Source organism: Cupriavidus sp. PB-02, assembly GCF_058252315.1.
Genome location: NZ_CM177695.1, coordinates 2,403,594 through 2,427,330 on the forward strand (window position 1 = coordinate 2,403,594; position 23,737 = coordinate 2,427,330).

A 23,737-nucleotide genomic window follows, 5' to 3' on the forward strand; every position below is an offset into this window, starting at 1 on the left:
GCTGGCCCGCCGCGAGGAATCAAACGCGGGTTAGCATGACTGCCAGAGCCGCATGGTGTGGACAGTGCCACACCCGGCGATTTCCAGCGCGGAGGCCAGCATGGAACACGATAGCACTTTGTATGTCGGGTTGGATGTCCATAAGGACTCGATCACGGTCGCCTATGCAATCGGCATGGGTGAGGTCGAGCTGCTTGGCAAGATCGGTACCTCGAAGACCGATATTGATCGCCTGTGCAAGCGCTTGCAGTCCAAAGCGCGCCGCATCCGCATCGTCTACGAGGCAGGCCCTTGTGGCTATGGCCTTTACCGGCAGCTTGCAGGGAAGGGATTCGACTGCATGGTGTGCGCGCCCTCGCTGATCCCGAAGAAGCCTGGTGAGCGCGTCAAGACCGATCGGCGCGATGCGGTCAAGCTCGTGCGATCGCTACGCGCTGGCGACCTCTCGCCGGTGTATGTGCCCAGCGTGGAGGACGAAGCATTCCGGGATCTGTCACGCGCGTGGGTCAGCGCCAAAGACGATCTGAAGCGCGCCCGGCAACGCCTGAAGGCCTTTCTGCTCTCGCACGGTGTCCGCTACAGCGGCAGAGCTGACTGGGGACCAGCGCACCGGCGCTGGATCAGTTCCTTTGCGTTCGACGCCGTTTGGCAACAACTTGCCTTTGATGAATATCGACGTGCCATCGAGGATCGGCTCGTGCAATGCAGCCGTCTCGAAGCGGCCTTGCGCGAAGCCGTGGTCAACTGGCGCTTCTATCCGGCTGTACTCGGCTTGCAGGCCATGCGCGGCGTGCAGTTCACCACGGCGATAGGCATGCTCGCCGAGTTGGGCGATCTCTCGCGCTTTGTCCATCCGCGCCAACTGATGGCTTGGCTCGGCGTGACGCCTGCCGAACACTCGTCCGGTGAGAAGCGGCGACAGGGCAGCATCACCAAGAACGGCAATAGCTATGCAAGAAAACTGCTAATCGAAGCCGCCTGGAGTTACCGGCACCCGCCACGTGTGAGCCCCGAGATTCAGCGCCGGCACGAAGGCATCCCGAAGGCCATCGTTGACCGCTCCTGGGACGCCCAGCTTCGACTGTGCCGGCGCTATCGGAGACTTGCCGCGCGCGGCAAGAACCCGAACATTGCGGTGGTTGCAGTGGCTCGCGAACTGAGCGGGTTCATCTGGGACATCAGCCAGCTCGCGATGTCGCTTGCCGTACCGAACGCGGCCCAGGCAGCGTAACCCACCCCCCCCCCCGGAATCAGTCTATCTGTCACTACTATGAGACCAGTTTCCTGAAGGCGGCGTAGCCCGGCACACGAGCAACCCGCGACCTAGCTAGGCAACGGATTTCATCCGACTTGCGGCAAAAGATAGCGGCAGGCTCATTGGGCGGACCTCTGTAATGCGGTAACCAACCCGCGGATATCAGCATGATCCACCGTCGAGACTTACTGCTACGTCGCCCTCAGGAAATTGGGGGGGAACAACATGCAACTGTGAAACTAAATCAAACCAAATCTCGATTGACATGGGGGAGTCATATCAGCTATTGAATTTTTACACTGCAACCATTCTTAGGGACGCTGACATGCAAGCTGCCAATCCTTTGCGGCTGGCTATCGATGCGGATCACCGCGTTCGCCGGACGACGGCCGACGTTGCGCATCGGCATGCGCTGTCATACCGTCGGCGTCTGCTCGCCTAACGCGCTCCGCTCAGGAAGTCCTTCCAATCCCAGGAATACGCGCAATCGAGGGGTTCCGGATCCTCGCTGATGATCGGCCGAGTGGAATGCGCGATGTTGTGGGCAAAGAAGGTCTGCGCTGGTTCGGGAATTTCCCGCAAACGCACATAGGACAGGCCGCCCGGCGTGCGGTGGATGGTCACGTTAGGCAGCACCGGTCGCTCCGGTAGCGCTTCCTGACCGGTCAGGGCCACCGCGATCGCGCGCGCCACCAGATCCCAGATGCTGGCCGACCAGCGCGGATAGTGCTTGAGTTCGCCCGTATAGACGTCGTTCAAGAGTTCCTCTTCCATGTCGATGGCATAGTCAGCGCCCTGCGCGCCCGAACACTCGCGCGCAATATCGGCCGTCGCCAGCGTACGGCGACCCGATTCGCGCCCCCCAGGAAACAGTTCAACCGTAACGCGCAGCAAGATACTCCCCCTTTGAAATCCCGATTAATGAATCGTCGAATCGTCGGCAGGATGTGCCTGCATCGCCGACTCATATTCGTCCGTCACCTCACGCCACGACTTCACGGCGTTGAAGCTGGCCCACTCTTCCCAGACGTACCACGCCTCGCGCGAAGGGCTGCCCCGCTTGGCCACCCGATACAGGCGACCGCTCCGGGTCGTGAACCGCATCGCGCGCGCATCGAACTGCTCGATCGCACTGCTGATGCGTCCGAGCCCGGTCGCAATGTTGCATCCGACCAGATGGCGCTCGCCACGCTCCGTTTCCACGACGGCCCAGCCGGCCAGGTCAATACAAGGATCGTCATCGACGCCAGGAACGGCCCAGAACATGCTTCACCCCGCTGCGTTGCGCTCGCACCATTCCAGAAACTGGTGCTGGTCGAGTTGCGCGAAAATGTTGGTCGCCTCGTCTCGAGACAGACGTGGCTCTTCCAATTGCGCCCAGAACCATTGGATGGCCTCAGGTACCTGAAAGCGCAAGACATAGGCGGAAAGCTCCCCAATCACGACTTGAGCCGAATACCAAAAATCCTCACCGCGCTCAAACTCGATGCACGTGCGTCGCAAGCCGCGAACCGCCTCAGCAATCTCGTGGCCCTCTGCATGGCGAAATCGCGACAGCAGTTCATGAAAGGACACGGAAATTGCCGTGGCGGAGTGCCTGTCCCGATAGGCCAGCCCATACAGGTAGTCGCAGATTTTCCACGCCAAGGGTGACAGGCTCTGCTCTAGCTTAAGCAGTCCTTCACTGTTCCCGACCGCCGCGGCCAGCAAATAATTAGTACCGATTGGCGGTGACCCGCCTTGCACTACATCTGATCTCATTGCAACTCTTTCCCACCTTTGGCTGATCCAATCCATCGTCCGTCATGCCTGGCTGGGTGTCCGCGGTACCGAGGGCCGGCCAGCACCCATCAGGCAAAGCGATGACCCACTCGCCGTCACGACGCCCTCACTGGCTCGACTCGCGCCGAGCGCCGCTGGCGCGCTGTCGGACCAGCGTGCGGCACACCTCGCCCATCGTGCACGCGGTGACGCCGTCGGCCGCCAGCGCATTGAGCCACTCCTCTCGGCCGAGCGCACGCACCACGGCCAGAAGGGTACGCACCGTGGTGCCATGACCGCTCTCCAGGCCGCGCAAGGTTTCGGTACTGACGCCGGCCATCTCGGCGAGCGTCGTTTGCGGCAAATTGCGCAGCAGCCGGAGCGCCCGTACCCGTTGGCCGAGGAGCCGCTCCAGCTCGACCTCCGTCCTGCCCACCATGCCGCTCCTTATGCCCAAGTGCGCATAAAAATTCATGCGCTCGACAAACTGCGCGTCTAAACCGCAGTTTATACCATTTAATACATATTTTGTCTCCACGCGACATGGACTTCTCTTCACAGGAATAAAAGAATGTAGGTTTTGACGCGCTAACGCCGTATATGAATCTTGAGGAGGCGTTCGGTCAGGCGGTGCGGCTAAAGCGCCGCCACGTGGGCTTGAGCCAGGAAACGTTGGCCGGACTGCTGGGACTGGAGCAGGGCGCCGTCAGCCGCCTCGAGAACGGACGCGTGTCGGCGACGCTGGAGATGGTGGGAAGAGTGGCCGCGGCGCTACACACGACGCCTGCCGCGCTGCTGCAGGATGCGCAGAATCTGCCGGGCTATGTGCCCGCGGCGGACGGCAAACCCCGGCACAGCCAAGAGCTTAATTCGGATGGCAAGCCAGCGGGGCCGCGCCGACGGCCACGTCAGCGCGACACGTCCGGCGCGAAAGCCTAGCGGGCCCGGTCGGCGACGGCGATCGCCTATACTGGAAGCCTCTTCTTTGAGCACGGTGGAACCGGTTCGGAACGCCTACGCGACTGATTGCCGCTGCCGCCCACCCGACTCCGCCTCCCGCCTGCCAGATTTGCCCGCAGATTGCCCGCCTGCGCCAGGCCGTGCGCGCGCCCAGCGGGCACATACCCGCAAACCCTTGATTTGATTGGCGCGTCCTAGAGGACTCGAACCTCTGACCGCTCGCTTAGAAGGCGAGTGCTCCATCCAACTGAACTAAGGCTACCTCAAGCCCTTCTGCGCGCCATTGGCTCAGGCAGATAACGCTCTGCACTTCAGCCTACCGAATGAGGCCCGGCACCGCGGAAGTAACGCGGCTGCGCCGCGTGCCCATACCACCAGGCCTGAGCAAGGTGATGCGGCGCCTGGAAGCCAAGTAAGGCAAAGGTTCAGACATAATCCGTCTATTGTCTAAAGGCGACGTAGCGCGCAGAGCTGAGATTGCTTTCCCGCGCCGAAAAAGGGGGCGCCTACTTTCGGGCCAAGAAATCGCGCCGACGCGAGCCCGGGCAGCCCCTCACCTGCCGCGGCGCAAGCATCTCAATCTCATAGCGTTTGAGGCGCGATGTGGAGTCGATGTGACCACCCGGCGACGAACAGTCGGGGGTGGTAAAGGACTCCTACGGAGGCGGCCGATCCATACCGCGAGCGCCTGCACTTTACAGCCGCAGGCACTGTACCCGACGTCCCTGAAACTCCCCGTGGCGGTCTCGCACAGTACGAGCCGCGGGGCCGCTACGGCTCCCTGTGGCAATTGTCATGTTGACCCTTCCGTTAGCTATAGTAGCGGGATGGTGTGTACATGCAGTCCTATGATTCGGGCAAGACGAGCGTCACGTTAGGGTGACGCTCGTAGGAAGGAGAAGCGATGACGAAGGAGGTCGTTACGCGTGTCCAGTACCTTGAAGTACTGAACGAGAGCTTGAGACATCATCCCAAGTGGCAGCCCGGCATGGCGTTTGTATTTTGGCCCCCCGGGAGTTCCTCGAAGAGGGCCACAGGCGTCGGCTTCTCCGGTCCCGCTGAATGTCGTCCGGTCTTCGCCGAGATCGAATACGTGGCCGCCCGCCTATGTGAAGTGCGAAATGCCGTTGAGGCGACTAGCGATGCAGCGACGTACCTACCGGCTGCGAGACACCCACGCGACAAAATTCGGAGTTCTTCGTCACCCGAGCAGGCAGAAGCACCGGCGGATCCAAATCCGTCATTGAAGTGACGAAAATCCTTATGGAACAACGCTTTCAGGGGAGCCTCTAGAGCTATTTACACGACTTTAGCTCACAGGTTTTGCGGGGGTTTATTGATTGAACGCACCTACGCGCCGGCGCGCTATCGCGACGACGAGGTGCTGTTCTGCGCCGTGCAGGACTGCACCGCACAGCAGGCGCTGCAGGAGCAATTGCGCTCGGCGCAGCAGGCCACCGAGGCCATGATGCGCGTGCGCGCCACCTTCTTTGCGGCCATGAGCCACGAGATCCGCACGCCGCTGAATGCGCTGCTGGGCAACCTCTAACTGCTGGCGCGCAGCGCCGGCATGGAAGCCTGTGCGCCGCGGCTCAAGGTGCTCGACACCGCGGCCGAGTCGTTGCGCCGCATCGTCAACGATGTGCTGGACTTCTCCAAGATCGATGCCGGCAAGCTCAGGCTGATCAACGAACCCTTCCGCCCCATCGATGCGCTGGAAAGCCTGGCGCTGACCTACGCGCCGATGGTGGCTGGCCGCGCAATCCGCTTCCACCTGTACCTGTCGCCATCGCTGGACGTGGAAGTCATCGGCGACCGCACGCGGCTGGTGCAGGTGTTCAACAACCTGCTCAGCAACGCCTTCAAGTTCACCGCCAGCGGCCGCATCACGGTCAGCGGCGATCTCCGCCAGGACGAGCACGGCACCCAACGGCTGGTCTGCCGCGTCAGCGACTCCGGCATCGGCATGCCGCCGTCGCTGCTCGCCCGCGCGTTCCAGCCGTTCGTGCAGGGCGATGCCGTCAGCGTCAGCCGCCATGGCGGCACCGGGCTGGGGCTGTCGATCTGCGCGCGGCTGTGCGAGCTGATGGGCGGCAGCATCGCGGTGGACAGCGTGCAGGACGTGGGCAGTGCCTTCACGGTGTCGATTCCGCTCGCGCCGTCGCCGGAACCGGCGCTGTCGCTCGATTCGCGGAGCGGCCATGTGATGGTGCTGTACCAGGACGCGCGCACCGGGGATCATCTCGAAGCGTGGCTGAATGCGGCGGGCTGGCGCACCAATGTGCTGGGCTCGCTGGCTGCGGTGCAGGAAACCCTGCATTTCAAGGCGCCCCAGGTCATCGTGGCCACCGACGAGTATCCGCTGGAGACGCTGGCCAGCCTGCGCGAGGACCCCGATCACGTGGTGTGGGTCACGCTGGAGGGCCCGCACCGTGCGCACCAGCGTGCACCCGGCGTCCTGGAGGTCACCGGGTTCAGCCACCGTGCGCTGCTTGAGTGCGTGGCGTTGGCGGTCGACAGTGCGGCGCCGGCGCCCGGGCACGCACCGCCACAGCGACTGCCTGCATTGGCCGCGGCAACGGCGGCGCCAACGATCCTGGTCGCCGAGGACAACCCGCTGAACCAGACCCTGATCACCGAGCAGCTGCAGACGCTCGGCTGCCAGCCGATCGTGGTCGGCAATGGCAAGCAGGCGCTGGCGGTGCTGGAAAGCACGCGTGTCGACGCGATGCTGACCGATATGCACATGCCGGTGATGGACGGCCACGAACTGCTGAGCGCGGTGCGCGCGCAGCATCCCTGCCTACCGGTGCTGGCCTTCAGCGCATTCACGAGCGAATCGTCCGAAGACTGGCAGCAGCGCGGATTCAGCGGGTACGTCGCCAAGCCGGCGTCGCTGCAGGACCTGCAGGCGTGCCTGCGCGGGCTGCCGGGGCTGGCGGACATCGGTGGCGCGGGGGGTGGCGCTACGGGCGCTGGCAGCGGGGACGCACCCGTGGATATGGGCGGGGGGCGCCACGGCTGCCGGTATCGATGACAATATCTCCACTGATTCCGATTGCGATTCCGCTACCGACAACCCCGCCGACACTGCCAACCGCCGACGCTACGAAACCATGCTGCGCAGCCAGCTCCGGCACGACCTGCCGGAACTGGCCCGCATCGTGGCGCTGCGGGGCCTGCCAGCCCTGCAGCGCTGGGCGCACGCAGCGGCAGGCGCCTTCATGATCGTGCGCCGCAAGTCCATCGTCGGCGAGTGCCGGGCGCTGGAACGAGGCCGCCGCAGGCTGGACGCCGGCCGCCTCGGCCGCGGCCGAGGCGCTGCAGGCGCGGCTGCAGCGCTATATGAAGGCCGGGGAGGCACCCGGATAGCGCCGCAGCGGCGGGCCCTCGCGCATACGGTGCGGCCCGCCTACCACAATTGGCGGATTTGCGAGTGCCGCCACGCCGGACGATAATGGCGGTGCCGTGCCCTGGCCGCCACCCTGGCTATTCCTGGCGCGGCATTGTCTTCAATGTCTCCCCCCATGCAGCCAGAACAAGGCCTCCCCCAGCCACAGCGCACCTGGGCGATCCTCACCGTTTTCTGCGGCCTGATCATGGCCGTGCTCGATGGCTCGATCGCCAACATCGCCCTGCCGTCGATCTCGCGCGAGCTGCACTCCGACCCGGCCAGCACCATCTGGGTGGTCAACGCCTACCAGCTGACAGTGACCGTGTGCCTGCTGCCGCTGTCTTCGCTGGGCGATATCCTCGGCTACAAGCGCGTGTACCGCGCCGGGCTCGCAACCTTCCTGGTGGGCTCGCTGCTGTGCGCGCTGGCGGTCAACCTGCCGATGCTGGTGGCGGCACGCGTGCTGCAGGGCATCGGCGGTGCCGGCATCATGAGCGTCAATACCGCGCTGGTGCGGTTTATCTATCCGCCCACCAAGCTGGGCCGTGGCATCGGGCTGAACGCGCTGGTGGTGGGCGTGACCATCGCCGTGGGTCCGTCGCTCGGGGCGCTGATCCTGGCGGTGGCGAGCTGGCAGTGGCTGTTCGCGGTGAACGTGCCGGTGGCGATCTTCGCGCTGGCGCTGAGCCGCACCGCGCTGCCGGCGACGCCGCCACAGCCGCGCGATTTCGACTATCCCAGCGCGGCGCTGTCGGCGCTGGTGTTCGGCATGTTTATCCTCAGCGTGGACGGGCTCGGGCACGCCGGCTGGCGCATTGCCGGCGGCGTGGGGCTGGCCGCGGCCGTGGCGCTGGGCTGGCTGCTGGTGCGGCGCCAGCACGGACGGGCCGCGCCGCTGGTGCCGGTGGACCTGTTCGCCAGCCGCGCCTTTACGCTGGCGGTGGGCACGTCGTTCTGCTCGTTCATGACGCAGATGCTGGCCTTCGTGGCACTGCCCTTCTACCTGGAGTACCAGCTCGGCCGCTCGCTGCAGCAAACCGGGCTGCTGATCACGCCCTGGCCGCTGATGGTGGCGGTGATGGCGGCGGTATCGGGCCGGCTGTCGGACCGCTACCCGGCGAGCATCCTGGCCGGCGTCGGGCTGGCCATGCTGGCGGGCGGGCTGGTCGGGCTGGCGACGCTGGGGCCGGATGCGAGCAGCCTGGATATTGCCTGGCGCATGGCAATGTGCGGCACGGGCTTCGGTTTCTTCCAGTCGCCCAACAATCGCGCCATGATCGGCGCCACGCCGCCGGAGCGCAGCGGCGGCGCCAGCGGCGCGCAGGCGACCACGCGGCTGCTGGGTCAGACGACCGGCACGGCGGTGGTGGCGCTGTTGTTCAGCCTGGCGCCGACCGGAGCGGCACGTATCGCGCTGTATGTGGCGGCGGTCGTGGCGACGCTGGGGGCGGTGATCAGCCTGAGCCGGTTGCGGGACACGAATGGCGTGGAGCCCGCGCGCACGGCGGTGGAGCCGGACGCTTAGGGATTCCGCACACCGATTGTGTGGCCCCTCTCCCGCAAGCGGGAGAGGGGAGCAAACCGTCGGGATCGGGACGTCTCGCTACACGCTTCTGCAGCTACTCCGCCTTCGCCCCCGATTCCTTCACCACCTTCGCCCACTTCGCGATCTCCTGGCGCTGGTACGACGCCAGCTTCTCCGGCGAGCCCAGGATCGGGTCCAGCCCCAGCGTCTTCAGCTTGGCCTGCACGTCAGGCAGCGTGAAGATGCGGTTGAACTCCGCATTGAGCTTCGCCACCACCTCCTTCGGCGTGTTGGCCGGCGCGAATACCGCAAACCACGAATCGGCCTCGAAGCCCGGCAGGCCCTGCTCGGCGAGCGTCGGGATATCCGGCGCTGAAGCCGAGCGCTTCGCGCTGGTGATGCCCAGCGCGCGCAGCTTGCCTTCGCGCACCACCGGCAGCGCCGACGGCAGGTTGTCGAACATCATCGTGATATGGCCGCCGAGCAGGTCGGGGATGGCCATGGCGCGGCCCTTGTAGGGCACGTGCGTGATCTTGACCCCGGCCATCGAATTGAACATCTCGCCCGCCACGTGCGGCGAGGTGCCGACGCCGGGCGTGCCGAAGGTCAGCGCGCCGGGCTTGGTCTTTGCCAGCGCGATCAGTTCGGCCGTGGTCTTCGCCGGCACGCCGGGGTTGACCACCAGCACGTTGGGCGTCGAGGCGATCAGCATGACCGGCGCGAAGTCCTTCACCATGTCGTACTGCATCTTGCTGTACAGCGCGCCGTTGATCGAGTGCGTGCCGACCGTCCCCAGTGCCAGCGTGTAGCCGTCTGCCGGCGCGTGCGCCACCGCCTCGGCGCCGATATTGCCGCCCGCGCCGGGCTTGTTGTCCACGATCACGGGCTGGCCCCACGATGGCGAGATCTTCTCCGAGACGATGCGCGCCAGCGTATCGGGCGCGCCGCCGGTCGGGAAGCCGACCACGATCCGGATCGGCTTGGCGGGCCAGTTTTGTGCGAGCGCGGGGGCCGCGCCGACCAGCGCGGATGTGGCAAGCATTGCCGCGGCAAGGGTGCCGAAACGCATGGGTGCTCCTCCTGTTGCCGGCGGCTGCGTGGCCGCCCGCTATGTGAAGACGGCGGCCACTGCCGCCGCCTGAACCTGCCACGCCCTACACCGCGATACCGCCGAACTCCTGCATCACCTTGTCATGCAGACGCCGCATGCCGCGCAGCCAGCGGTCGTAGTCCTGGCCCTTGCGGCGATAGTACTCAAGCACCTCGGGGTGCGGCAAGATCAGGAAGCGCTCGTCGGCCACGCCTTCCAGTGTCACCGCGGCCACATGCTCGGCGGTGACCGAGCCTTCCTGCAGGAAGCCCTTGCGCTCGCCCTTCTCGCCGAACAGCATATTGGTCTGCACCCCTTGCGGGCAGATGCAGCTGACCTTGATGCCACGGTCGCCGTAGGTGATCGACAGCCATTCGGCAAAGCCGATGGCGGCATGCTTGGTCACCGCGTACGGCGCCGAGCCGATCTGCGACAGCAGCCCCGCGGCCGACACCGTATTGACGAAATAGCCGTCGCCGCGCTCCAGCATCTGCGGCAGCACCGCGCGCGCCGCGTGGATATGCGCCATCACGTTGATTTCCCAGATGCGCTGCCAGTCGTCGGCGCTCGCTTCCAGGCCCTTGCGCAGGATGATGCCGGCGTTGGAGCAGAAGATATCGACCTGGCCGAAGCGGCGCGTGGCCTCGTCGGCCAGGCCCTGCACGGCGGCGGCATCGGCGACGTCGACCGCCTGTGCGAACACGTCGCACGCCGGCACCGCGGCCTGGACTTCGGCGGCCACGGTGGCGGCACCCGCCGCGTTCAGGTCGGCCACCGCCACGCCGCGCGCGCCGGCCTGGGCAAAGGCCAGCGCCAGCGCGCGTCCGATGCCGGTGGCGGCGCCGGTCACCACCACGGTCTTGTTGCGTACTTCCATCGGTTGTCTCCTCGTTGAATAGGGATGGCCGCGTCAGTCGTTGGACGCGTGGTTGCATGGTTCGGTGTGGGGTTCGGGCTGCGCCGACGCAACGCGGGCCGACGCGCGCGCGCCGCCGGGCTGCCACAGGCGCGCCTGCAGCGTCTCGGCCAGTTCGCGGATGCGCGGGCCCAGGTTGCCTTCCAGGATTTCCGGCGACAGCCGCGCCGCGGCCCCGCCGATATTCAGCGCCAGCACCTCGCTGCTGCCGGCCAGCCGCAGCGGCGCGGCGGCGCCGCTGACGGTGCGGTCCCATTCGGCATGCGCCACGCAGAAGCCCCGCCGCGCGTGGTCGCGCAGCGCGCGTTCGATGCCGGCGCGCACGCTAGGCCAGCCCGCGCCGTGGTGACGCGCCAGCTCGGCCAGCGCGGCCTCGCGGTGGTCGGCGTCCAGTCCCGCCAGCCAGGCGCGACCGATCGCCGAGGTCGCCATCGGCAGGCGCGCGCCGGGCGCCAGGCGGATCACCAGCGCGCCGCGCGGCTGGCAGCTTTCCAGATAGACCATGGCGTGCCGGTCTGGCATCGCCAGCGCCACCGTGCAATCGGTGGCGAACGCCAGCGACTGCATCAGCGGCTGCGCGATCTCGCGGATGCCGGCCCCGCCCACATAGCGGTGGCCAAGCACCATCGCGCCCTGCCCCAGGCGGTATTTCTCGCTGGCCTCGATATAGGTCAGGTAGCCGAGCGTGGCCAGCGTATAGGTGAGGCGCGACACGGTCGGGCGCGGGATGCCGGTGCGCCGCGACAACTCGGCATTGCCCAGGTAGTCGTCCTGCGGGCCGAAGGCACGCAGCAGCTCCATGCCGCGCGCCAGCGCCGTGACGAAGTTGCGGTCGTCGGCGCCGCCAGCGCCCGCCTGCGCGTCGGCCGGCGCCAGCGTGTGCGCGGCGTCGGGGGGCGGCATCGGGATGGTGGTGGTGCGCTTCATTGGCAGGGGGGTCCGGAACAAGACTCTTGATAGCAGTTTCGGGGCCGCGCAGTGGACCGGTATGTAGGGAAAACATAGGAGTCATATGCGCCGTCGATGACAGCGGGTAGGCCCGCTCGGGACTTACCCGGAGGGCCACGTCGCGCTATTTCGCTGTGCGGAATACTCGGTCGCTTTCCTTGACGATGCCGCAAAGCCTATGCAACAGTCGGTGAAAACGAACGACCGTGCGGGAATACTCCCGACACCTCGTCACCGGTTCGCAACGCCGCCGTCCAAGCCGACGCGGCCCGCGATACGGCTTGCCGGGCGGCCACCGCGCCGCATCGCACAGGAGACAGCCATGCAGCACCTGCAACACGCATCTGCGCACCCGCGCCGTGACAGCCACGGCGCGCTTCCGGCCACGGTGCCACGCCCGCGCAGCGGCACGCGCGCACCGGCCCCGCCGCCCGCCTGATCCTCGCTCCCCGATTCCCTGCCGTGGCCGCGCCTGGCGCCGCCGCGACGGAGCACGCTCGGCCCTTGCCGGCGCGTGCCTGGTTTCCCACGATTCGCGAACCGCACGAGGTACCCCTGTGGCATTGTTCCTTCAACAGATCCTGAACGGCCTGACGCTGGGCGGCGTGTACAGCCTGGTGGCCCTTGGCCTGACGCTGGTCTACGGCATCCTGCACGTGCCCAACTTCGCGCACGGCGCGTTCTACATGGCCGGCGCCTACGTCTCCTACTACCTGATGACGTCGCTCGGCGTGAACTACTGGCTGGCAATGCTGGGCGCGGCGCTGGTGGTGGCGGTGCTGTCGATGCTGGCCGACCGGCTGGTGTTCCACCCGCTGCGCAACTCGCCCGAACTGCACGACATGATCGCGGCGATCGGCATCCTGCTGTTCCTGGAAGCCGGCGCGCAGGCGCTGTGGGGCGCGGACTTCCACCGCATGCCCACGCCGTATGGCCAGATCGTCGATATCTTCGGCCTGACCGCACCGCTGCAGCGGTTGCTGATCATCGGCGCCGCCTTCGCGCTGATGGTGCTGCTGCACCTGTTCCTCACGCGCACCATGACCGGCGCCACCATCATGGCCATGGCGCAGAACCGCGAGGGCGCCGCGCTGGTCGGCATCGATGCCACGCGCGTGACGCTGCTGGTCTTCGCCATCTCCGGCGCGCTCGCCGCGATCGCCGCCACGCTCTATGCGCCGATCAACCTGGTCTACCCCAGCATGGGCAACCTGGTGATCACCAAGGCCTTCGTCATCATCATCCTGGGCGGCATGGGCAGCATCCCCGGGGCCATCGTTGGCGGGCTGATCATCGGCATGGCCGAGAGCTTCGGCGGCTTCTACGTTTCCACCGACTACAAGGACATCATCGCCTTCGTGCTGCTGGTGGTGATCCTGTCGATCCGGCCGCAGGGCCTGTTTGCCGGCAAGGCAGCCTGAGGAGCGCAAAACATGAAAGCATTGCAAGGAAAAACCGGCTGGATGCTGCTGCTGGCACTGGCCATCGCCTTCCCGCTGATCACGCCCAACAGCTACTACCTGACCGTGATGACGCTGGCATTCATCTATGCCCTCGCCACCTTGGGACTGAACCTGATCACCGGCTATACCGGCCAGCTCAACCTGGCACACGGCGGCTTCATGGCGATCGGCGCCTATACGCTGGGCATCCTGACCGTGGACCACCAGGTGCCGTTCTGGCTGGCGTTCGCGCTGGCGGGCCTGGTCTGCATGGTGCTGGGCTATGTGGTCGGCGTGGTGTCGCTGCGGCTCAAGGGCCATTACTTCTCGATCTTCACCATGTGCATCGGCTACATCATCTACCTGCTGATCGAGAAGTGGGAAAGCCTGACGCACGGCACCGTGGGCCTGATCGGCATCCCGGTGCCGGCGGCGATCGGCCCGGTCGCGTTCGACAGCGTGCAGGGGCAGTACTACCTGGTGCTGTTCTTCCTGGCGGTGGGCACGTTCCTGATGCACCGCATCGTCACCTCGCTGCTGGGCCGCAGCTTCATGGCCGTGCGCAACAGCGACGCGCTGGCCGAGGCGCTGGGCATCAACCTGATGCGCACCAAGGTATTGTCGTTCGTGCTGTCGGTGGGCTACGCCGGCTTTGCCGGCGCGCTGTACGCCGGCCAGGTGCGCTTCCTGGGACCGGACATCGCCCGCACCGACCTGACCTTCGACATGGTGATGTCGATGCTGGTGGGCGGCATCGGCACGATCTTCGGGCCGCTGCTGGGCGCGGTGCTGGTGCCGTGGGTCACGCAATCGCTGCAGTTCATGCAGGACTACCGCATGCTGGTGTTCGGCCCGGTACTGATCCTGCTGATCATCTTCTTCCCGGACGGCATCGCCGGCTCTTACCTGAAGAAGCAGGCGCGCAAGGCCGCGGCCGCGCGGCGCGGCAAGCTGGCGCAGTCCGCCCCCTCCGCCCCGTCTGCCAGCCCCCCCGCCGTATCGACCACCCGCGCCGGAGCCGACCATGCTTGAGATCCGCAACCTCACCAAGAAATTCGGCGGCCTGACCGCGGTGCACGACGTGTCGGTGACCTTCGAGCAAGGGCATATCAACGCCATCATCGGGCCCAACGGCGCCGGCAAGACCACCTTCTTCAACCTGGTGGCGGGCACGCATGCGCCCAGCTCCGGCCAGATCCTGTTCAAGGGCCAGGACGTCGCCGGCCTGCGCGCCGACCAGATCGCGCGCCTGGGCGTGGCGCGCACCTTCCAGGCCACGGCGCTGTTCGACCGCGCCACGGTACTCGACAACCTGATCGTCGGCCACCGCCTGCGCACCCACGCCGGGCTGTGCGACGTGCTGTTCAACACGCGCCGCCTGCGTGAAGAAGAGCGCTTGTGCCGCGACAAGGCCGAAGCGGCGCTGGACTTTGTCGGGCTGTCGCACCTGGCGCACGAGGTCGCCGCCGATATCACGCAGGAAGCGCGCAAGCGCGTGGCCTTTGCCCTGGCGCTCGCTACCGACCCCGAACTGCTGCTGCTGGATGAACCGGCCGGCGGCGTCAACCCCGAAGAGACCGTCGGCCTCGCCGAGCTGATTCGCAAGATGGTGCGCCATGGCAAGACGGTCTGCCTGATCGAACACAAGATGGACATGATCATGCGCCTCGCAGACAAGATCATGGTGCTGAACTACGGCGAGAAGATCGCCGAAGGCACGCCCGCGCAGATCCAGCAGGATCCGCATGTCATCGAGGCCTACCTGGGAGCCGACCATGTTGCAGCTTGAACGCGTCTCGCTGTCGTACGGCAGCTTCCGCGCCCTGGACAACATCACCCTGCACGCCAGCGCCGGCGAGCTGGTGGTGCTGCTGGGCGCCAACGGCGCCGGCAAGAGCTCGATCTTCCTGGCGATGAGCGCGATCCACCGCATCAGCGGCGGAAGCATGCGCTTTGACGGGCGCGAGCTGTCGGGCATGAAGCCGTCACAGATCGTGCAGGCGGGGCTGGTGCATTGCCCCGAGGGCCGCAAGCTGTTCCCGGCGATGAGCGTGGAGAAGAACCTGGTGCTGGGCGCCTATGTGCACCGGCGCGATGGCGCAGGCATCCGCAAGACGCTGGAAGAGGTATACGAGTTGTTCCCGATCCTGCGGCAGAAGAAGGATGATCCGGCCGGCTCGCTGTCGGGCGGGCAGCAGCAGATGGTGGCGCTGGGGCGTGCGCTGATGAGCCGGCCGCGCGCGCTGCTGCTCGACGAGCCGTCGCTGGGCCTGGCGCCGCTGGTGGTCAAGCAGATGTTCGAGATCATCCAGCGCATCAATCGTGCGGGCACGACGGTGCTGCTGGCGGAGCAGAACGCCTATGCGGCGCTGGGCATCGCGCATCGTGCCTATGTGATCGAGAGCGGGCGCATCGTGATGGAGGGGGATCGGGATACGTTGCTGAAGGATGAGGGGATTCGGAAGGCGTATATCGGGGGGTGATCGGGTGGCGGGCGTTTGTCGCGGATGACGCGCCTGCCCTCTCCCCCTGCCCCTCTCCCGCAAGCGGGAGAGGGGCGCAAACAAGCGGTTCGGCAGGCATAGCAGACATAACAAGCGCAGTACTATCAGGAGACATAGCATGCAAAGCAACATCATGCGCCGTATCTTCCCGCTGGCCGCCACCGCCGTGGCCGCCATGCTGGCCTCGGGCGCCGCGCTGGCGCAGGAAGTGGTCAAGATCGGCTATACCGGCCCGCTGTCGGGCGGCGCCGCGCTGTATGGCAAGAACGTGCTGTCGGGCGTGCAGATGGCCGTGGACGAGGTCAACGCCTCCGGCCTGGAGGTCAAAGGCAAGAAGGTCAAGCTGGAAGTGGTGGCGCTGGACGACAAGTACTCGCCCGCCGAGGCCGCGATCAACGGGCGCCGCCTGGTGCAGCAGCACAAGACCGCGGCGATCTTTGTGCCGCACTCGGGCGGCATCTTTGCGCTGCAGGCTTTCAACGAGCAGGAGAAGTTCCTGGTGATGGCCTACTCCAGCGTGCCGCGCATCACCGACGCCGGCAACAAGCTGACCATCCGCATCCCGCCGGCCTACACCGGCTATATCGAGCCCTTTATCAAGGCGCAGATGAAGCGCTACGGCAAGAACGTGGCGCTGGCGCCGGCTGACCACGACTACGCCAAGGCATGGGTGCAGGCCTTCACGCCGGCGTGGGAAGCGGCCGGCGGCAAGGTGGTGGCCAACAACCCGATGTCGTACACCAAGGCGACCGATTTCTACAGCGGCGTGTCGCGCGCGATCAGCGAGAAGCCGGACGTGATGTTCGTCGGCGGCCCGTCGGAGCCGACCGCGCTGGTGGTCAAGCAGGCACGCGAGCTGGGCTTCAAGGGTGGCTTTATCGTGATGGACCAGGCCAAGATGGACGAGATGGCCAGGGTCACCAACGGCCTGGGCATGCTGGAGGGCTCGATCGGCGTGCTGCCGCTGGTCAACGACAGCCGCCCGGCCGCGCAGAACTTCAACGCCAAGTACAAGAAGCTGCATGACGGGCGCGATGCCACCACCGAGATGTCGCTGAACTACACCATGGTGTATGCGCTGGCCGGCGCGATGAAGCTGGCCGGCACCACCAGCGATGCCGCCGCGATCCGCGCGAAGATGCCGGATGCGGTCAAGGGGCTGGCCAGGGAGGTCAATCCCAACGAGGTCGATGGCATCGATGCCAAGGGTGGGTCGATGGCCGATACCGTGGTGGGCTGGGTGCAGAACGGCAAGATCTCGCAGGTGCGCCTGTCTGAACTGGCGAAGTAAGCAAGGTCGAGGTGCCGCCTGCGCGGCACCGGCAACAAACAAACCCCGGCAGGCCGCGAGGCTTGCCGGGGTTGATTGTTCTTGCTCTCCAGTCGTGCGTGCCCTACTGGCGGCGATCCCCGTCCCGTCCGTTGCGCGCTTCCATCTGCCCGCGCTCGTGCTGCGCACGCTGCTGTTGTTGCTGTTGTTGCTGTTGTTGCTGTTGTTGTTGCCGTTGCTGCTCCATCTGCTGGCGCTGCCGTTCCTGCATCTGCCGTTGCTGATCCTGCTGGTGGCGCTGCTGCTCCTGCATTGCGCGCTGCTGCTCCTGCGCGGCGCGCTGCTGCTGCTCGTGCACCTGGCGCTGCATGGCCTGCTGGCGCTGCTGCTCCTGCATTGCGCGCTGCTGCTCCTGCGCGGCGCGTTGCTGCTGCTCGTGCACCTGGCGCTGCATGGCCTGCTGGCGTTGCTGCTCCTGCATCTGCCGTTGCTGCTCCATCTGCTGGCGCTGCACGGCCTGCGCCTGGGCCTGTGCCTGGGCTTGCGCCTGGCGCTGCTGCGCCTCCTGCGCCTGCCGCTGCTGCTCGAAGCGCTGGCGCTGCATCTCCTCGCCCTGGCGCTGCTGCTCGGCCATCTGGCGCTGCCGCTCCATCTGCTGGCGCTGCTGGTCTGCGGCCTGCCGCTGCTGCGTGTCGAACTGGCGCTGCTGCTCCACCTGCTGCCGTTGCGCGTCCTGCGCCTGGCGCTGCCGCGCTTCCTGCATTTGCCGCTGCTGCTGGACCTCCTGCGCCTGGCGTTGCTGGGTTTCATGCATCTGCCGCTGCTGCTGCGCTTCCTGCATCTGCCGCTGCTGCTGGACCTCCTGCGCCTGGCGTTGCTGGGTTTCATGCATCTGCCGCTGCTGCTGCGCTTCCTGCATCTGCCGCTGTTGCTCGAAGCGCTGGCGCTGCATCTCCTGCGACTGCCGCGCCGGATCGGGACGATCCTGGCCGTCGGCCCACTGGCGCTGCTGGGCGCGTTGCTGCTCCTGCTGGCGCCGGTCCATCGCTTCCTGCTGCTGGCGCTGCAGTTCACGCGCCTGCTGCTGCTCGCGTGCCTGGCCTTGCCACTGTCGCTGCTGCTCCTGCTGGCGCCGGTCCATCGCTTCCTGCTGCTGGCGCTGCAGTTCGCGCGCCTGTTGCTGCGGGTCCTGTCCCTGACGCTGCTGCCGCTGCAGGGCTTCCTGCTGTTGGCGCTGCATCTCGGGCAACTGCCGTTGCTGGTCGCGCAGCGCGCGTTGCTGTTCCATCTGCTGGCGCTGCAGCGCCTGCTGCTGTTCGCGCTGCATGGCCTGGCCCTGGCGCTGCGCGTCGGGCGCACCCGGCTGGTCGGCGAAGCCGCGTGCCTCGTCCGGCCGGTTGCTGAAGCCCCGGCCGTTGCCGCGCCACGGCTCACCCGGCGCGTTCGCATTGCCGCGATCGCGCGCTGCGATGGCGGCCTGGCTCATGCGCACCTCGGGCGCCGGGCGCGCGTCGGCGCGTCCGGGACGCCCGCGCTCACCGCGATCCACGCGCTCGCCGCGCCAGACCGGCCCCGCACCCGGCACGACCGCGCCCTCGCGCGCAAAGCGCCGGGCCAGGTCGTCGCTGGCGGGCCGGCCCGGCGGGCGCGCGGCGATGGCCTGGCGCTCGAAGCCATGCCGCGCCTGCGGCGGCAGCGGCCGCGCCGGGGCCGCGCCCAGCAGGCTGCCCTTGACCGGTGCCACCGGCGGCCCGCCGCGGGCCTCGCCGGTCGGCAGGTTGCGCCATTCCTCGCGGTGCATGCCGCGCACCGGCCGGCCTTCGACGAAGTTGCGTGCCGGCATGCCGGTGATCGCACCGGGCACGTTGCGGTTGGCGTAGGGGCCAGGGCGGCGGTCGCCCATCACGATGTTGTTGACGGTAACGCGGTTGATGCGCGCGACGTAGGTCGGGCTGGCCCGATAAGCCGGGCGGTACGCGTCGCGCGGACCCAGCGGATACCAGGCCACGCCAGGCCCCTTGTCCACGCGTACGTTCCAGTGCGGACCGCCGCCGCCGACGAAGGCAACTACCGCAGGTGCGTAGCACGGACGCCCCACGCGCGGGCCGGGCACCCAGCCCCAACGCGTGCCGACATAGGCCCAGCGGCCATAGTGCGAGGGCGCGAAGCCCCACGGCGCATCGTCGATCCAGGTCCAGCCCCACGGCGCGATCCAGGCCCAATGCCCAACGCTGTACGGCGCCCAGCCCGCGCTCACCACGCGCGGGAACCAGACCGCGCCGTAGCCGGGATCTTCCTGCCAGTCGCCATAGCCATCCAGCGCGGCGTAGCCCGGCATCTCGCGCGGCACGTAGCGCGCCGACGGCGAAGCGTCTTCGCGCGCATCGCGGGCCGCGGTCCAGCGATCGAAGGCGTCTTCCGGCGCGCCGCCGCCGCCCGCGTCGGCCAGGTCGGTGCCGCCAAAGCGCATGCGATCGCCGCGCTGCATTTCGATCGAGCGGCTGTCGCCGTAGACCACGGCGCTGCCATGGCGCATGGTCACGGTGGTGGTGCTGCCGTCGGGCGCTACGTCAAGACGGTAGTCGCCCGGCTCGCGCGGGACGAAGGCCAGGTTGGGGGTATCCACCTCCACGGTCTGGTCCTGCGGCAGCGCGCGCACGCGCAGTTGCAGCGTGCCCTGGGTCAGCTTGACCTGCGTGGTGCTGTCGTCGAGGTTCAGGATGCTGGCCGCGGTCGCGCCACCCATCCGGATCGCGACGGCGCCCGCATGCAGCTCGGCGCGGCCGCCGGCGTCCAGCCACAGCCGGTCGCCGGTGGTGACCGGCCGGTTCAGGCCCGCCGCGGCCCAGTCGTCCGACCCCGCCGGCGCAAAGCTCAGGTTGCCGTCGACGGCGGTCAGCGTGGCGATGCGCGAGGACGGGTCGATCTGCTGCGCCGGGGCATCGGCCACCGGCGCATCGAGGTAAGCCTCGCCGGGCGCGGGGGGCACCTGCGCCAGTGCAGCGGCCGCCACGGCCAGGCCGGCAGCCGCCGCCAGCGCGGTCAGTGCCAGCCGGGAGCGCTGCGCGCGGCGGTTATGGCCGGCAGCCTGGCAAGAAGCCGGGGAAGAAGCTCGGGAAAAATCGCGGGAGGGATCGGACATGGATGTCGGCAACGGGGACAAGACGCTTCAGGGCGCGCCTGCCTGCGGCAGCCGTCACACTATTGTCACCATACATGACGCCGGGCGCGGCAGCATGGGCGGGCCGGCGGACTTTGTAAGCTTGTATTTCGCCATGCGGCACCGCAATGCGAACGGCTGGCGGGCCTGAGTCAGCCTGCGGGCGGGCGGCAGGTCAGCGGCCGTGCGGGCGGGTCGCGGGGGGTGTCAAAGGTGGAAACAACTCTTTCCCGACAGGCGGGCTGGCAAGGGTTTTCCCGGGGCTCAGCCGCCCGCCTGCTCGCGCAGGCGTTGGGTCAGCTGCTCGGCCGGCATCGGGCGGCCGTACAGGTAGCCTTGCGCCTCATGGCAGCCATTGGCCAGCAGGAAGTCGCGCTGCTCGGGCGTTTCCACGCCTTCAGCCACCACGCCGATGTGCAGGCTCGCACCCACGTTGATCACCGAGCGCACGATCGCCGCATCGACCGGATCTTCGGTTACGTTGCGGATAAAGGACTGATCGATCTTGAGCCGGTCCACCGGGAACGACTTCAGGAAACTGAGCGAGGCATAGCCCGTGCCGAAGTCGTCGCAGGTCAGCGTCACGCCGTCGCGGCGCAACGCCTGCAGCTGGTCGGAAACCTCGTCGCCCTGCTGCAGCGCGATGGTCTCGGTGATCTCGATTTCCAGGCAGTCGGGCGCCAGCTCCAGCGAGCGCAGCACGTGGCGCACCTCGGTCAGCAGCCGGCTTTCGGACAACTGCGCGGCAAACAGGTTGATCGCCACGCGCGGCGCCTGCGGAAAGGCCAGCGACCATGCGCGCGCCTGCGCGCACGCGGTCTGCAGCAGCCACATGCCGACATCGCTGGCGATACTGCTCGCGGCCAGTGCATCGATGAAAACGGCCGGCGTCAGCAGCCCGCGCGTCGGATGGCGCCAGCGCATCAGCGCTTCGGCGCCGCGGATGCGGCCGTCGCGCAGGTCTACCTGGGGCTGGTACAGCAGTTCGAACTGGCGTTGCGCATAGGCTTCGTGCAGCGCCTGCACCAGCGACAGCCGCGTGGTCACGTCCGAGCGCATCTGCGGCTTGAAGAAGCGCATGGTGCGGCCGCCGTCGTGCTTGGCGCGGGCCAGCGCCAGGCTGGCGGCGGCCAGTACGTCCGAGCCCTGTTCGCCGGCGGCGGGGACCACGCAGGCGCCGATGCTGGCCAGCACATGGTGGCGGCGGCCGTCATGCTCGTGCGGGGACGACAGCATCGACAGGATTGCGGCGCCGACATGGCGCACCAGCGTGGGATCTGAAATGGAGGGCAGCAGCACGCCGAATTCGTCGCTGCCGACACGGCCAATGGCGGCGTCGCGGGGAGAGGCGTCGCGCAGGCGCCGGGCCACGCGCTGCAGGATGATGTCCCCTTCCGCATGCCCGTGCATGTCGTTGAAGGCACGGAAGTCGTCGATACCGATGAGCAGCAAAGCACAGCGGGGCACCGCCTCGCTGTGCAGGCGTGCCTCCAGCCGCTTCAGAAATCCCTGGCGATTGTCAACGCCGGTCAGCGGATCGAGATCCGAGCCTGGCGAGGCACCAGTCGCCTTCGCTCCCGACTTGGCCACCATCCCTGCCCCATCTGTAATTGTCGACATTGTTACCCGTTCGCAATTTAGCAAGTGTGACGAAAACTTGGAAAAAATCAAGCAGTTCCGATTTCCGCGCAAACGGCAATGCCGCCACGCAACGCCGGCCGTCCGGCATGGCCCTGCGCGTTGAATCGGCACCCGGCTTGCAGTACCCTACCGCGCATCGAGCCGCCCCCCGGGCCGCGCCCCCGCCCCGGCGCGGCAGCCAATGCGGCGATGCGGGCAACGGCAGCTCCTGAACAAGAACATCACCGGGACTTCACCGTGAACCACTGGACCATCCGCACGCGCATCCTGGCAAGCTTCTCGCTGATCCTGCTTGTCATGGCCATGATGGGCGTTGTCGCCTATACCCGCCTGAACGCGATTGAACGCGGCACCGCGGTCTTGCTGCAAGACGCGCTGCCCGGGCTGAACCACAGCGCCGGCATCCGCGGCATCTGGGGCGAGCGCTACGTGCTGGCATGGGAGATCCTCAACGCTTCGGGCGACGCCGAACGGCGCGACCTCCAGCAGCGGAGCCAGGAAGTGGCGAGCCGGCTGGACAAGGTCGAGCAGCAGTATGAAGACTCGATCCAGCGCGACGAGGACCGCGTCGCCTTCAAGGCCTATCGCGACCTGCGCGCGCAATACGAACAGGCCGCGCAAAGCCTGGTCCGTCCCGGCGAATGGAACGCGGCCGCCGCCCTGGCGGCAATGCGCGGCGACATCCACACGCGCTGGAACGCCGCGCGCAATGCCGCGCAACACCTGGTAGACGACAACAGCGCCATCAGCACGCGCGCGGCGCATGGCATCGAGAAGGCCGTCGAAGCCGCCAAGATCGGCATCGAAGCCGCGTTGATCGCGGCTGTAATCGTCGCCGTGATCGCCGGCTACCTGCTGCTGCGTGCGATCACGGTGCCGATGCGGTCCATCGTCGAGCTGTTGACCGGCCTCCGCGGCGGCGACCTGCGGCTGCGCATGGCCTTGCGCCGCAAGGACGAGTTCCTGGAAGTCGAGGAAGGCTTCAACCAGATGAGCAGCGAGCTGACCTCGCTGGTGGGCCAGGCACAGCGCACTGCGATCCAGGTCACCACCTCGGTCAACGAGATCGCCGCCACCGCGCGCCAGCAACAGGCCACCGCCACGGAGACCGCGGCCACCACCACCGAGATCGGCGCCACCTCGCGCGAGATCTCCGCCACCGCGCGCGACCTGGTACGCACCATCCATGAGGTCTCCAGCGCCGCCGAACAGACCGCAGGCCTGGCCGGCACCGGGCAGGTCGGCCTGTCGCGCATGGAAGGCACCATGCAGCATGTGATGGGCGCCGCCGGCTCGGTCAACGCCAAGCTCGCCACGCTCAATGAAAAGGCCGGCAATATCAACCAGGTGGTCACCACCATCGCCAAGGTGGCCGACCAGACCAACCTGCTGTCGCTGAACGCCGCGATCGAGGCGGAGAAGGCCGGCGAGTACGGCCGCGGCTTTTCGGTGGTGGCAACCGAGATCCGCCGCCTGGCCGACCAGACCGCGGTTGCCACCTACGACATCGAGCAGATGGTGCGCGAGATCCAGTCGGCGGTGTCGGCCGGCGTGATGGGCATGGACAAGTTCTCGGAGGAAGTGCGCCGCGGCATGTCCGATGTCACCCAGGTTGGTGACCAGCTCTCGCAGATCATCGCGCAGGTGCAGTCGCTGGCGCCGCGCGTGCAGATGGTCAGCGAAGGCATGCAGGCCCAGGCGGGCGGCGCCGAGCAGATCAACCAGGCGCTGATGCAGTTGTCCGAGGCCGCGCAGCAGACCGTGGATTCGCTGCGGCAGTCGAGCCAGGCGATCGACGAACTGACGCTGGTGGCCAACGACCTGCGCAGCGGCGTGTCGCGCTTCAAGGTCTAGGCCGCCAGTCATTGCGC

At 67.2% G+C, this 23,737-nt stretch carries 22 protein-coding genes; 13 read left to right on the forward strand and 9 right to left on the reverse strand.

Annotated features, from left to right (window positions below; all coding sequences use genetic code 11):
* The first annotated feature begins 100 nt into the window (after nt 1-100).
* Nucleotides 101-1,231: an IS110 family RNA-guided transposase gene (locus AC10V3_RS31685; protein WP_454751913.1), complete on the forward strand. Its 1,131-nt coding sequence runs from the start codon at nt 101-103 to the stop codon at nt 1,229-1,231.
* A gap of 462 nt (nt 1,232-1,693) precedes the next feature.
* Here the strand turns inward: AC10V3_RS31685 and AC10V3_RS31690 are convergent, their stop codons facing one another.
* From AC10V3_RS31690 to AC10V3_RS31705, 4 genes are all read right to left on the reverse strand, one after another.
* Nucleotides 1,694-2,149, reverse strand: coding sequence for a hypothetical protein (locus AC10V3_RS31690; RefSeq protein ID WP_490923923.1), 456 nt, complete (start codon nt 2,147-2,149; stop codon nt 1,694-1,696).
* A gap of 24 nt (nt 2,150-2,173) precedes the next feature.
* A complete protein-coding gene (locus tag AC10V3_RS31695; protein ID WP_490923924.1) occupies nt 2,174-2,521 on the reverse strand; it encodes a hypothetical protein in 348 nt (115 codons plus the stop codon).
* 3 nt (nt 2,522-2,524) lie between these two features.
* Nucleotides 2,525-3,016, reverse strand: coding sequence for a hypothetical protein (locus AC10V3_RS31700; protein WP_490923925.1), 492 nt, complete (start codon nt 3,014-3,016; stop codon nt 2,525-2,527).
* A gap of 127 nt (nt 3,017-3,143) precedes the next feature.
* On the reverse strand, nt 3,144-3,554 hold the full coding sequence (locus AC10V3_RS31705; protein WP_490923926.1) for a helix-turn-helix domain-containing protein: 411 nt from the start codon (nt 3,552-3,554) through the stop codon (nt 3,144-3,146).
* Nucleotides 3,555-3,616: 62 nt separating this feature from the next.
* On the opposite strand from AC10V3_RS31705, the gene AC10V3_RS31710 reads away from it, so the two are divergent.
* The 5 genes from AC10V3_RS31710 (at nt 3,617) to AC10V3_RS31730 (ending at nt 8,895) form a co-directional block, all read left to right on the forward strand.
* Nucleotides 3,617-3,955 (forward strand): helix-turn-helix domain-containing protein, encoded by a 339-nt coding sequence (locus tag AC10V3_RS31710; protein WP_490923927.1) that lies wholly within the window; start codon nt 3,617-3,619, stop codon nt 3,953-3,955.
* A 1,357-nt stretch (nt 3,956-5,312) separates the two neighbouring features.
* On the forward strand, nt 5,313-5,525 hold the full coding sequence (locus AC10V3_RS31715; RefSeq protein WP_490923928.1) for a histidine kinase dimerization/phospho-acceptor domain-containing protein: 213 nt from the start codon (nt 5,313-5,315) through the stop codon (nt 5,523-5,525).
* 21 nt (nt 5,526-5,546) lie between these two features.
* Nucleotides 5,547-7,013 (forward strand): ATP-binding protein, encoded by a 1,467-nt coding sequence (locus AC10V3_RS31720; protein WP_490923929.1) that lies wholly within the window; start codon nt 5,547-5,549, stop codon nt 7,011-7,013.
* A gap of 79 nt (nt 7,014-7,092) precedes the next feature.
* Nucleotides 7,093-7,434 carry a hypothetical protein gene (locus AC10V3_RS31725; protein ID WP_022539296.1) on the forward strand — a complete coding sequence of 114 codons (342 nt, stop codon included), beginning with the start codon at nt 7,093-7,095 and terminating at the stop codon, nt 7,432-7,434.
* 69 nt (nt 7,435-7,503) lie between these two features.
* Complete coding sequence (locus tag AC10V3_RS31730) at nt 7,504-8,895, forward strand: MFS transporter (RefSeq protein WP_022539297.1); 1,392 nt, start codon at nt 7,504-7,506, stop codon at nt 8,893-8,895.
* Nucleotides 8,896-8,989: 94 nt separating this feature from the next.
* Here the strand turns inward: AC10V3_RS31730 and AC10V3_RS31735 are convergent, their stop codons facing one another.
* The 3 genes from AC10V3_RS31735 to AC10V3_RS31745 all read right to left on the reverse strand — a co-directional run bounded on the left by AC10V3_RS31735 (nt 8,990) and on the right by AC10V3_RS31745 (nt 11,828).
* Nucleotides 8,990-9,964: a Bug family tripartite tricarboxylate transporter substrate binding protein gene (locus AC10V3_RS31735; protein ID WP_349606029.1), complete on the reverse strand. Its 975-nt coding sequence runs from the start codon at nt 9,962-9,964 to the stop codon at nt 8,990-8,992.
* A gap of 85 nt (nt 9,965-10,049) precedes the next feature.
* Nucleotides 10,050-10,862 carry an SDR family oxidoreductase gene (locus tag AC10V3_RS31740; protein WP_022539299.1) on the reverse strand — a complete coding sequence of 271 codons (813 nt, stop codon included), beginning with the start codon at nt 10,860-10,862 and terminating at the stop codon, nt 10,050-10,052.
* A gap of 33 nt (nt 10,863-10,895) precedes the next feature.
* Nucleotides 10,896-11,828, reverse strand: a complete 933-nt coding sequence (locus AC10V3_RS31745; RefSeq protein WP_022539300.1) for an IclR family transcriptional regulator — start codon at nt 11,826-11,828, stop codon at nt 10,896-10,898.
* A 578-nt stretch (nt 11,829-12,406) separates the two neighbouring features.
* On the opposite strand from AC10V3_RS31745, the gene AC10V3_RS31750 reads away from it, so the two are divergent.
* From AC10V3_RS31750 to AC10V3_RS31770, 5 genes are all read left to right on the forward strand, one after another.
* Nucleotides 12,407-13,270 carry a branched-chain amino acid ABC transporter permease gene (locus AC10V3_RS31750; protein ID WP_022539369.1) on the forward strand — a complete coding sequence of 288 codons (864 nt, stop codon included), beginning with the start codon at nt 12,407-12,409 and terminating at the stop codon, nt 13,268-13,270.
* Nucleotides 13,271-13,282: 12 nt separating this feature from the next.
* Nucleotides 13,283-14,323 (forward strand): branched-chain amino acid ABC transporter permease, encoded by a 1,041-nt coding sequence (locus tag AC10V3_RS31755; RefSeq protein WP_022539370.1) that lies wholly within the window; start codon nt 13,283-13,285, stop codon nt 14,321-14,323.
* Complete coding sequence (locus AC10V3_RS31760) at nt 14,316-15,080, forward strand: ABC transporter ATP-binding protein (RefSeq protein ID WP_454753378.1); 765 nt, start codon at nt 14,316-14,318, stop codon at nt 15,078-15,080. The genes AC10V3_RS31755 and AC10V3_RS31760 overlap by 8 nt, the downstream gene beginning before the upstream one ends.
* The gene (locus AC10V3_RS31765) at nt 15,067-15,774 is read left to right on the forward strand and encodes an ABC transporter ATP-binding protein (protein ID WP_022539372.1); all 708 of its coding nucleotides are present in this window, start codon (nt 15,067-15,069) and stop codon (nt 15,772-15,774) included. The genes AC10V3_RS31760 and AC10V3_RS31765 overlap by 14 nt, the downstream gene beginning before the upstream one ends.
* Before the next feature lie 139 nt (nt 15,775-15,913).
* Entirely contained in the window at nt 15,914-17,086 is a 1,173-nt protein-coding gene (locus AC10V3_RS31770; RefSeq protein ID WP_022539373.1) for an ABC transporter substrate-binding protein, read from the forward strand.
* 103 nt (nt 17,087-17,189) lie between these two features.
* On the opposite strand, the gene AC10V3_RS31775 is transcribed toward AC10V3_RS31770, so the two are convergent.
* Complete coding sequence (locus AC10V3_RS31775; RefSeq protein ID WP_022539374.1) at nt 17,190-20,207, reverse strand: DUF6600 domain-containing protein; 3,018 nt, start codon at nt 20,205-20,207, stop codon at nt 17,190-17,192.
* On the opposite strand from AC10V3_RS31775, the gene AC10V3_RS31780 reads away from it, so the two are divergent.
* Nucleotides 20,206-20,376 (forward strand): hypothetical protein, encoded by a 171-nt coding sequence (locus tag AC10V3_RS31780; protein WP_349607478.1) that lies wholly within the window; start codon nt 20,206-20,208, stop codon nt 20,374-20,376. The genes AC10V3_RS31775 and AC10V3_RS31780 overlap by 2 nt on opposite strands.
* A 113-nt stretch (nt 20,377-20,489) precedes the next feature.
* Here AC10V3_RS31780 and AC10V3_RS31785 read toward each other — a convergent pair whose 3' ends face one another.
* Nucleotides 20,490-21,818 carry a putative bifunctional diguanylate cyclase/phosphodiesterase gene (locus tag AC10V3_RS31785; RefSeq protein ID WP_022539375.1) on the reverse strand — a complete coding sequence of 443 codons (1,329 nt, stop codon included), beginning with the start codon at nt 21,816-21,818 and terminating at the stop codon, nt 20,490-20,492.
* 237 nt (nt 21,819-22,055) lie between these two features.
* Between AC10V3_RS31785 and AC10V3_RS31790 the strand changes: the two genes are divergently transcribed.
* Nucleotides 22,056-23,720 carry a methyl-accepting chemotaxis protein gene (locus tag AC10V3_RS31790; protein WP_041681839.1) on the forward strand — a complete coding sequence of 555 codons (1,665 nt, stop codon included), beginning with the start codon at nt 22,056-22,058 and terminating at the stop codon, nt 23,718-23,720.
* Nucleotides 23,721-23,737: the final 17 nt, after the last annotated feature.

Coding starts and splice junctions, on each gene's coding strand:
- AC10V3_RS31755 (WP_022539370.1), top strand. CDS start 13,283: ATGAAAGCATTGCAAGGAAAAACCGGCTGGATGCTGCTGCTGGCACTG.
- AC10V3_RS31720 (WP_490923929.1), top strand. CDS start 5,547: ATGGAAGCCTGTGCGCCGCGGCTCAAGGTGCTCGACACCGCGGCCGAG.
- AC10V3_RS31775 (WP_022539374.1), bottom strand. CDS start 20,207: ATGTCCGATCCCTCCCGCGATTTTTCCCGAGCTTCTTCCCCGGCTTCT.
- AC10V3_RS31710 (WP_490923927.1), top strand. CDS start 3,617: ATGAATCTTGAGGAGGCGTTCGGTCAGGCGGTGCGGCTAAAGCGCCGC.
- AC10V3_RS31725 (WP_022539296.1), top strand. CDS start 7,093: ATGCTGCGCAGCCAGCTCCGGCACGACCTGCCGGAACTGGCCCGCATC.
- AC10V3_RS31790 (WP_041681839.1), top strand. CDS start 22,056: ATGCGGGCAACGGCAGCTCCTGAACAAGAACATCACCGGGACTTCACC.
- AC10V3_RS31730 (WP_022539297.1), top strand. CDS start 7,504: ATGCAGCCAGAACAAGGCCTCCCCCAGCCACAGCGCACCTGGGCGATC.
- AC10V3_RS31685 (WP_454751913.1), top strand. CDS start 101: ATGGAACACGATAGCACTTTGTATGTCGGGTTGGATGTCCATAAGGAC.
- AC10V3_RS31745 (WP_022539300.1), bottom strand. CDS start 11,828: ATGAAGCGCACCACCACCATCCCGATGCCGCCCCCCGACGCCGCGCAC.
- AC10V3_RS31735 (WP_349606029.1), bottom strand. CDS start 9,964: ATGCGTTTCGGCACCCTTGCCGCGGCAATGCTTGCCACATCCGCGCTG.
- AC10V3_RS31740 (WP_022539299.1), bottom strand. CDS start 10,862: ATGGAAGTACGCAACAAGACCGTGGTGGTGACCGGCGCCGCCACCGGC.
- AC10V3_RS31695 (WP_490923924.1), bottom strand. CDS start 2,521: ATGTTCTGGGCCGTTCCTGGCGTCGATGACGATCCTTGTATTGACCTG.
- AC10V3_RS31770 (WP_022539373.1), top strand. CDS start 15,914: ATGCAAAGCAACATCATGCGCCGTATCTTCCCGCTGGCCGCCACCGCC.
- AC10V3_RS31760 (WP_454753378.1), top strand. CDS start 14,316: ATGCTTGAGATCCGCAACCTCACCAAGAAATTCGGCGGCCTGACCGCG.
- AC10V3_RS31765 (WP_022539372.1), top strand. CDS start 15,067: ATGTTGCAGCTTGAACGCGTCTCGCTGTCGTACGGCAGCTTCCGCGCC.
- AC10V3_RS31700 (WP_490923925.1), bottom strand. CDS start 3,016: ATGAGATCAGATGTAGTGCAAGGCGGGTCACCGCCAATCGGTACTAAT.
- AC10V3_RS31785 (WP_022539375.1), bottom strand. CDS start 21,818: ATGGTGGCCAAGTCGGGAGCGAAGGCGACTGGTGCCTCGCCAGGCTCG.
- AC10V3_RS31780 (WP_349607478.1), top strand. CDS start 20,206: ATGGATGTCGGCAACGGGGACAAGACGCTTCAGGGCGCGCCTGCCTGC.